The sequence below is a fragment of the Vibrio sp. R15-SG3-ISO1A genome (assembly GCF_059833955.1).
This window is the reverse complement of the sequence record NZ_JCBDGH010000063.1, coordinates 47,280-56,213: the sequence shown is the minus strand read 5'-3', so window position 1 is coordinate 56,213 and position 8,934 is coordinate 47,280. Positions and strand designations below refer to the sequence as shown.

At 49.9% G+C, this 8,934-nt stretch carries 10 protein-coding genes; 1 reads left to right on the top strand and 9 read right to left on the bottom strand.

The window, feature by feature from the left end; translation table 11 throughout:
* Window positions 1-242: 242 nt before the first annotated feature.
* From mioC to AC6R0L_RS09670, 9 genes are all read right to left on the bottom strand, one after another.
* Window positions 243-677 (bottom strand): FMN-binding protein MioC, encoded by a 435-nt coding sequence (gene mioC, locus AC6R0L_RS09710; protein ID WP_500626271.1) that lies wholly within the window; start codon window positions 675-677, stop codon window positions 243-245.
* A 51-nt stretch (window positions 678-728) separates the two neighbouring features.
* Window positions 729-2,090 (bottom strand): tRNA uridine-5-carboxymethylaminomethyl(34) synthesis GTPase MnmE, encoded by a 1,362-nt coding sequence (gene mnmE / locus AC6R0L_RS09705; RefSeq protein ID WP_500628988.1) that lies wholly within the window; start codon window positions 2,088-2,090, stop codon window positions 729-731.
* Between the two features lie 131 nt (window positions 2,091-2,221).
* Complete coding sequence (yidC, locus tag AC6R0L_RS09700) at window positions 2,222-3,841, bottom strand: membrane protein insertase YidC (protein WP_500628987.1); 1,620 nt, start codon at window positions 3,839-3,841, stop codon at window positions 2,222-2,224.
* A gap of 2 nt (window positions 3,842-3,843) precedes the next feature.
* Window positions 3,844-4,101 (bottom strand): membrane protein insertion efficiency factor YidD, encoded by a 258-nt coding sequence (gene yidD, locus AC6R0L_RS09695; RefSeq protein WP_334555529.1) that lies wholly within the window; start codon window positions 4,099-4,101, stop codon window positions 3,844-3,846.
* Window positions 4,068-4,391, bottom strand: a complete 324-nt coding sequence (gene rnpA, locus AC6R0L_RS09690) for a ribonuclease P protein component (protein WP_334555528.1) — start codon at window positions 4,389-4,391, stop codon at window positions 4,068-4,070. Before rnpA ends, yidD begins: the two co-directional genes overlap by 34 nt.
* 42 nt (window positions 4,392-4,433) lie before the next feature.
* Window positions 4,434-4,568 (bottom strand): 50S ribosomal protein L34, encoded by a 135-nt coding sequence (gene rpmH / locus AC6R0L_RS09685; protein ID WP_005378825.1) that lies wholly within the window; start codon window positions 4,566-4,568, stop codon window positions 4,434-4,436.
* Between the two features lie 257 nt (window positions 4,569-4,825).
* Window positions 4,826-5,563, bottom strand: a complete 738-nt coding sequence (locus AC6R0L_RS09680; RefSeq protein ID WP_487902959.1) for an amino acid ABC transporter ATP-binding protein — start codon at window positions 5,561-5,563, stop codon at window positions 4,826-4,828.
* Window positions 5,560-6,231, bottom strand: coding sequence for an amino acid ABC transporter permease (locus tag AC6R0L_RS09675; protein WP_334555526.1), 672 nt, complete (start codon window positions 6,229-6,231; stop codon window positions 5,560-5,562). Before AC6R0L_RS09675 ends, AC6R0L_RS09680 begins: the two co-directional genes overlap by 4 nt.
* Before the next feature lie 103 nt (window positions 6,232-6,334).
* Window positions 6,335-7,081 carry an amino acid ABC transporter substrate-binding protein gene (locus AC6R0L_RS09670; protein ID WP_334555525.1) on the bottom strand — a complete coding sequence of 249 codons (747 nt, stop codon included), beginning with the start codon at window positions 7,079-7,081 and terminating at the stop codon, window positions 6,335-6,337.
* A 420-nt stretch (window positions 7,082-7,501) separates the two neighbouring features.
* On the opposite strand from AC6R0L_RS09670, the gene dnaA reads away from it, so the two are divergent.
* On the top strand, window positions 7,502-8,908 hold the full coding sequence (gene dnaA / locus AC6R0L_RS09665) for a chromosomal replication initiator protein DnaA (protein WP_500626274.1): 1,407 nt from the start codon (window positions 7,502-7,504) through the stop codon (window positions 8,906-8,908).
* The last annotated feature ends 26 nt before the right edge of the window (window positions 8,909-8,934 follow it).

Genomic DNA, 8,934 nt, shown 5'->3' with positions numbered 1-8,934 from the left:
ATCATATCATGTGATCTTACCTTGATCAGATCGAGGATTACCTGGGATCAAAATCGATGGTTATACACAGGGGTTGGCAAAGGTAAAAGTTGTTATTTGGATAACTAAAGGAAGATAACGGGATATCATTTTAGTTATCCACAGATGTTTTGGCTAAAAAAGCAGCGAACAGTACAAGAGGAAAAGAGAAGGTGAGGTGAACAGCGGCCAATACTGCGCACAATACTGGCCGAGGAGGGGGATCAGAAACGGTCGATATGAGTTTCTAGCCAGGCTTGTGCAGCATCTTCTGGTACGTCATGGCTAAGGACATCAATCGTAACGCACTCCGCGAGCGGCGTGGCACCTATGTCTTCCAATAGGGCGTAGGCATGTTGGCCTGCTGCGCAAAAGGTATCGTAGCTCGAATCACCAATCGCGATCACCGCATAGTTGACGTTCGCCATATTTGGCGGTGTGTTTTGCAGCGCGGCAATGAAGGGCTGAATGTTGTCTGGGTATTCGCCCGCACCGTGGGTTGAAGTGATGATGAGCCAAGTGCCTTGTGCCTCTATCTCATTCAGATCCGGTTGGTTGTGGATTGTGGTTTCAAAGCCTTGTTCAATCAGCAGATCACTGAGGTGATCGCCCACGTATTCGGCTCCGCCTAAGGTACTGCCTGTTATTATATGGATCATGGGTTTTCCTTACGCCAATAAAAAGCGCGACCGTGTGCCGCGCATTGTGAGTTATTTACCGATACAGAATGAAGAGAAAATTCTGCCTAGTAGGTCATCAGAGCTGAATTCGCCAGTGATCTCATTGAGATGTTGCTGAGCGATACGCAGCTCTTCTGCGAGGATTTCTCCGGCCATGTAGCCTTCAAGTTGCTGCTGACCGATATCGAGGTGCTCGGCCGCTTTGGCGAGTGCATCGAGATGGCGACGGCGGGCCATAAAGCCACCTTCACTGCTGCCGGAGAAGCCCATACAGGCTTTCAGGTGAGTGCGCAGTGCATCGACGCCAGCGCCCGTTTTTGCGGACAAGCGGATCAGCGTCGGTGTGTTCACATGGCAGATCCCAAGTTCCTCGCCTGTTTGATCGGCTTTATTGCGGATCACGGTCATGCCGATGCTGTCGGGCAGGCGATCGACAAAATCCGGCCAAATCTCTTTGGGATCGGTGGCGTCGGTGGTGGTGCCATCGACCATAAATAGCACGCGATCCGCTTGGGCAATTTCATCCCAAGCGCGCTCGATACCGATTTTTTCCACTTCATCCGACGCATCACGCAGCCCAGCGGTATCAATAATGTGCAAAGGCATGCCGTCAATGTGGATGTGCTCGCGCAGCACGTCACGCGTTGTGCCTGCAATGTCGGTCACAATCGCAGATTCCTTGCCTGATAGCGCATTGAGTAGGCTGGATTTACCGGCGTTAGGTCGACCAGCGATCACCACTTTCATCCCTTCACGCATGATGGCGCCTTGGTTGGCCTCTTTGCGCACAGCTTCTAGGTTGTCGATGATGGTTTGCAGATCGGCGGCGACTTTACCATCGACGAGAAAATCGATCTCTTCCTCGGGGAAATCAATCGCGGCTTCAACGTAGATACGCAGATGAATCAGTGACTCGACCAGGGTATTAATTCGGCCCGAGAACGCGCCCTGAAGCGATTGGAGCGCCGATTTAGCCGCTTCTTCTGAGCTCGCATCAATCAAATCGGCGATCGCTTCGGCTTGCGCCAAATCGAGCTTGTCATTTAAAAACGCGCGCTCGGAAAATTCCCCTGGGCGTGCGATGCGAATCCCCGGAATATCGACGATGCGTTTGATCAGCATGTCCATCACGACAGGGCCGCCATGCCCTTGAAGTTCAAGGACATCTTCGCCCGTGAACGAGTGGGGATTGGGGAAATAGAGTGCAATGCCTTGGTCTAGTTGGCTGCCATCTTGGGCCATAAACGGCAAATATTCGGCGTAGCGAGGACGCAGTGATTTGCCGGTCACCGCGATAGCCACTTGCTCGGCAAGCGGGCCTGACACGCGAATGATGCCGACACCGCCTCGGCCTGGGGCGGTGGCTTGGGCTACGATGGTCTCTGTGGTCATAAGATTATCTCTATGGTCAATAAACAGCGAATTAGGCGCTGAATCTGTATGGAGCAATGGTCGTCAGCAAATTGTAAACAGCGCAAAACAAAAAGGCGACCTTTTGGCCGCCTTTTGATGATGCTTAGCTGTTACTTCGAATGTAAGCCTTTTTTCTCCAGCGCCTTGTAAATGAGCGTTTGCTGGATAAGTGTTACCACGTTCGAAACCAACCAGTAAAGTACTAGGCCAGACGGGAAGAACAGGAAGAAGAAGGTAAACATCACCGGCATAAAGGTCATGATCTTCTGCTGCATTGGGTCTGTCACTGTGGTTGGGCTCATCTTCTGGATGAGGAACATCGACGCACCCATCAGTAGCGGCAAGATGTAGTATGGGTCTTGCGCAGAGAGGTCGTGAATCCAACCGAAGAACGGCGAGTGACGAAGCTCGACCGATTCCATCAATGCCCAGTAGAGGGCGATGAAGATCGGCATCTGGAGAATAAGCGGTAGACAGCCACCCAGCGGGTTCACTTTCTCTTTCTTATACAGCTCCATCATCTCTTGGCTCATGCGCTGACGGTCATCACCGATACGCTCACGCATTGCTTGCAGCTTAGGCTGAAGCATACGCATTTTCGCCATTGAGGTGTATTGGGCTTTGGTCAGTGGGTACATGGCACCACGGACAATGAACGTGAGGATCATGATAGAGACACCCCAGTTCACCGCAAAGCTCTGAATGAAAGAGAGCAAAGTGTGCAGTGGCTTAGCGATGAACCATAGCCAACCGTAATCGACCACCAAGTCTAGGTTAGGTGCCGTTTCTGCCATCGCGTCTTGCAGTTTTGGACCCACCCACAGCGTGGCGTTGAACTGCGCAGACTCACCATCAGCGATGGTTTTGTTTGGCATGCGAACGCCGATGTCGCCCATATTACCGATCACACGAGTGTACAGATTGGTGCCAGGTTCGTTTCGTGGGATCCATGCACTCGCAAAGTAGTGTTGGATCATCGCTGCCCAACCTTGACCATTCGGTAAGGTAATCGACAGATTACGGCTTTGCATATCATCGAAGCTGTACTTTTTGTAACGGGTGTCGTCACTGGAGTACGCACCGCCACGGTAAGTTGGCATAGTGATGCTGCCACCATCGTCCATCAGGTTTTGACGAAGATGCGCGTACATACCAAAGGTCGCGTTGTTACCTGATAGGTTACGAACATCAAATTCGACATCCACTGCGTAGCTGTCACGCTTTAGGATGTAGGTTTTGGTGTATTCAAGACCGTTGGCCGCGTATGTCATTGGAATGCGTAGCTCATCTTGACCTTCTGCCAAGGTAAAGGTGTCGGCATCAACGGCGTATTGCGGACGATTCGAGCTGCTTAGGTCAATGCCCTGTGGGCCAACAAGGCCACTTTGAGCGATGAACTGGTGGCCCGCTTCGTTTTTGAGAAGAACGAATGGATCGGCGGAATCAAGTTCAGCGGAGTACTGGTTTAGGTCTGCATGAACCACATCACCACCTACCGTATCAATGGTTAACGTCAAAACGTCAGTGGTTACGGTGATGGTTTTTGCTGAAGCTTGTTGTGACGGTGCGGGATCAAGCTCATCTGCAAAAGATGGTGCAGGTAAAGTACTGCTTGATTGTGCCTGCTCAACCGGCTGCGGTGCTGGGTTCTTTGCGACTTGCCATTGTTGGAACAAGAGGAAAGAAACCAGTGCTAGCGCGATTAACAGGATATTACGTTGAGAATCCATCGTTATTTATCTCTGTCTTGTGTTTGGGCTGGTGGAACGGGGTCATAGCCACCTTCATTCAAAGGGTGGCATTTTAATAGACGTTTGCTTGATAACCAACACCCTTTTACAAAACCGTGAGCTTTCAACGCTTCAATGGCATAGGTAGAACAGGTTGGAGTAAAACGACAGCGCGGCCCAATAAGAGGACTAATCAGGCCTTGATAGAGACGGACCAGCCCGATGGCTAGCCACGTGAAGGGCGAGACAGACGCTGCCATAATTTATCAAACAGGGCGAAAATTTCATCATTGCTGAGATCTTGCGCGCTTTTCTTGGCAATAACAACAAAATCTTTATTAGGAAGTTGGTGTTGTTTGTTACGAAAACTTTCGCGAGCAAGGCGTTTAAAGCGATTACGGCCAACGGCAGTTTTGATTTGCTTTTTAGGTACCGCAAGTCCCAGTCTTGGATGGGAAAGGGTATTGTTACGGGCAATGATGGTGAAATGAGGTGAGCCAGCTCGGTGAGCTTGCTGGAAGACATTTTGATAATGCTCGGGAGTTAACAAACGTAACTCCCGATTGAACGCGTACGTATTCAAAATAAAAAATTATTTTGACAGGCGCGCACGGCCTTTAGCACGACGTGCATTAATTACTTTACGACCGTTCTTAGTTGCCATGCGAGCACGGAAGCCGTGAGTACGCTTGCGCTTTAGAACTGTAGGTTGAAAAGTGCGTTTCATGATAATTACCTTTACTGATCAGTAGTTTTAGGTCGATGTTAACCCGGCGTGGGTCAAAGCGTCTTCTTTATTAAGATAAGGAGGACAAACCGACGCCTCTCAACAAAGAGGCGGAATTGTAATCACTGTCACATTAAGAGTCAATGATGAAATTCCGCGCCGGGGGATTATACGTAGTGTGAGTAAAATCTCAAGGATCAAAGGATCCTTATCGGCGATCCTTGTCGGTGTTTACCGGTGATCCCTTTCAGCGATAGTTACTCAGCGCCTACCTGTCTTAAGAACTTCTTCAGCCTTGGATCTTGTGGGTGATTGAAGAGTTCATCTGGCGATCCCTGCTCAACAATATGGCCTTCAGCCATAAAGATCACGCGATCCGCCACTTCTTTTGCAAACTGCATTTCATGAGTGACCACCAGCATGGTTTGGTGTTTAGTGGCGAGATCTTTCATCAGTTGCAGTACCTCACCCACCCATTCTGGGTCTAAGGCTGAGGTGGGTTCATCAAACAGCAGCAGTTCCGGTTGCAGCGCCATCGCTCGACCAATGCCGACCCGTTGCTGCTGACCACCAGAGAGGGCCGCTGGGTAGCTGTCGCCTTTGTCACTAAGGCCAATATCGTCGAGGATTTGCTGCGCGCGAGCCAGCGCTTGCTCTTTTTTCCAGCCACGTACGGTAATCAGCCCTTCGGCAATGTTTTGTCTGGCGGTCATATGTGCAAACAGCGCGTAGTTTTGAAACACAAAGCCGGTTTTGCGCCTTAGGGCTAACACGTCCGATTTGGTGTGTTTGGCACTGTCGACCGTAACATCATCAATGGTGATGGTGCCTTGATCGGCATTCTCAAGGAAATTCACACAGCGCAGCAGCGTCGATTTGCCGGTACCACTTGAGCCGATGATTACGATGATTTCGCCCTGTTTGATGCTGAGATCAATCCCTTTGAGTACTTCGCTGTCACCAAAGCGCTTATGAATATTGGTCAGTGTAATCATCGTACGTACGCCTTATTGAGTTTCGCTTCTGCCCAAATCTGCACGCGGGTCAAAATGACCACCACGCCCCAGTAAATCAGCGCAACCGCCAAAAACGCTTCGAAAAAACGAAAACTGGATGACGCTTCCATCTGCGCTTTGGCCATGATCTCGGCCACGCCAAGGGTAAAAGCAAGCGAGGTCGATTTGATCATGTCGATAAAGTAGTTCATCAGCGATGGCAGCGCTACGCGCGTTGCTTGCGGCAAAATAATGCGGCGCATGGCTTGAGGTGTCGTCATACCCACCGACAAGCTCGCCTCCATTTGGCTGCGATCGATGCCGATGATGGCGGCGCGAATGCTCTCTGCCATATAAGCGGCAAAGTGGAGCGTTAAGCCAATCACTGCGGCGCTAAAGGCATCGAGTCCCACCAATAAAGGAAAAATTTGTGGCAGGCCATAATAAAGAAGAAACAGCTGCACCAACAGCGGCGTACCACGGAAGAAGCTGATATAGAGCTGACTCAACTGATCGAGCACTGGGACGCGAAATACGCGAATATTGGCCAATATCACGGCTAAAATTAGTGAAAACACCAAACCCCAAGTGGCCATTTCCATGGTGGTGCCAAGGTACTTGAGCAGTATTGGCATCAGGTTGAGCATGTAATTAAAGTCGAATCCCATTACGTATCCCAATGACTAAGGCGAGAAAAACAAAACCCACTGCAAGCAAGAGAGCAGTGGGTTTTTTCGTCAATCCGAAACGGATTTATGGAGGCGGAGCCGATTACTGAGTAATGTCAGCGCCAAACCACTTTTGAGAAATTTGCTCTAGTGTACCGTCAGCACGCATTTCTGCCAGTGCTTTGTTCACTTCTGCTTGCAGTTTTTGGCCGTTCTCATTGTTCACAAATGGCCATGCGTTTTGAATGGTTTCAAACGGCTGACCGGCTAATTGTAGCGGTAGGCCCGTTTTTTTGATCAGCTCAAGTGCAGAGAGACGGTCCATAACAAACGCATCCGCGCGGCCTAGTGCCACATCGTGTTCGATACCTGTGTCGTAGGTTTTGATGTTGATTTTGCCGTCTTTGTCGTAGCTGCGTAGCAGTTGCTCAAAGTTTGAACCTAGGTTCACCGCAACGGTTTTACCTGCGAGATCTTCCACGCCTTGGATGTCGTCGTTACCTTTACGCACGGTGATTTGCGCACCATCTACGACGTATGGGTCAGCAAACAGGTATTTCGCTTGGCGCGCTTCTGTCATGGTGATCTGGTTTGAGATGGTGTCGATGCGGCCCGTCTCTAACAGACCAAACAGACCTGAGAAGTTGGCGGTCACGTATTCCACTTGATAGTCGTTACGTTTGCCAATCTCATCCCATAGATCCACTTCAAAGCCTTGCAGCTTGTCTTGCTCAACGAAGGTGAACGGGAAGTAACGGCCAGACATACCCACTTTGACCTCAGTCGCAGCTTGAACGGTGGCAGCAGAAAGTGCGATAACGGCAACAGCCGCTTTAATCCAGTTTTTCATTTTACAACTCCTAAAATTTATAGGGAGAAATACTACTGTCATCCTTGTCATTTAGATAAATAACAAGTTGCCATAATCTAGATGGATGCGGAATAAGATTATAGCTGTGGATAATCATTGACGCTCTATTGATGGGGTTGGGGCGACTTCTGGCGCCGAGATCCGCAAAATATGATCGCTGTGAAACTATTCATTCACAGAGTTATCACCAGATCGACGATCCTGCGATCATTGCGCCATTGTGGATCAATGTGTGGGTAAAAATGGGGCAGGGTGTGATGATCTCACCAATAATGGCAGAAATATTGTGAATAACTTCGATCTTATTCACTGGATCCTCGATCAATCGCTGGCGATCTCGGTTATCAACAGGTAAAATTGCCAGTCTTTTCCGATCATAGAATTACGAGTGAGGGCATCGTGTCATCTTCGCTTTGGTTGCAATGTTTGCAACAGCTTCAAGAAGAGCTTCCAGCAACTGAATTCAGCATGTGGGTCCGTCCTTTACAAGCTGAGCTCAACGACAATACTCTCACTTTATTTGCGCCCAACCGTTTTGTCCTTGATTGGGTTCGCGATAAATACCTCAACAGCATCACACGTCTTTTGCAGGAATATTGTGGCAACGATATTCCTCATTTACGTTTTGAGGTGGGCAGTCGCCCTGTGCAAGCGCAGGCACCTGCACCCAAACGCACCCCGGCCGATGTGGCGGCGGAATCGTCAGCCCCGGCACAATTGCAAGCGCGTAAGCCTGTGCATAAAACCTGGGATGATGACCCGCAAGCGATGGCAGACATCAACCACCGCTCCAATGTGAACCCCAAGCATAAGTTCAACAACTTTGTTGAAGGTAAATCGAACCAATTGGGCTTGGCGGCGGCACGTCAGGTGTCGGACAACCCAGGCGCGGCGTACAACCCGCTCTTTCTGTACGGCGGTACCGGTTTGGGTAAAACCCACTTGCTGCACGCCGTGGGCAATGCGATTGTCGACAACAAACCCAACGCGAAAGTGGTTTACATGCACTCAGAGCGTTTTGTGCAAGATATGGTGAAAGCGCTGCAAAACAACGCGATTGAAGAGTTCAAACGTTACTACCGCAGTGTGGATGCCCTCTTGATCGATGACATTCAGTTTTTTGCCAACAAAGAGCGTTCACAAGAAGAGTTCTTCCATACCTTCAACGCCTTGCTTGAGGGCAATCAGCAGATCATCTTGACCTCGGATCGCTACCCGAAAGAGATCAACGGCGTAGAAGATCGCCTGAAATCCCGCTTCGGTTGGGGATTGACGGTCGCCATTGAGCCACCTGAGCTTGAAACGCGCGTCGCCATCTTGATGAAAAAAGCGGAAGATCACCAAATCCATCTGGCCGATGAAGTGGCGTTCTTTATTGCTAAGCGCCTGCGCTCCAACGTTCGTGAGCTTGAAGGGGCGCTCAATCGGGTGATTGCGAACGCCAACTTTACGGGTCGTCCTATTACGATCGATTTTGTGCGTGAAGCTCTGCGTGATCTGCTTGCCTTACAAGAAAAGCTGGTCACCATCGACAACATTCAAAAAACGGTCGCGGAATACTACAAAATCAAAGTGGCGGATCTGCTCTCGAAGCGCCGCTCTCGTTCGGTTGCGCGACCTCGTCAATTGGCGATGGCGCTGGCTAAAGAGCTGACCAACCACAGCTTGCCAGAGATTGGCGATGCCTTTGGTGGCCGCGATCATACGACCGTACTTCATGCGTGTCGTAAGATTGAACAACTGCGTGAAGAGAGTCACGATATTAAAGAGGATTACTCCAACTTAATCCGTACTCTTTCTTCGTAAATCGCGCTATTCTAACGGTTTATATT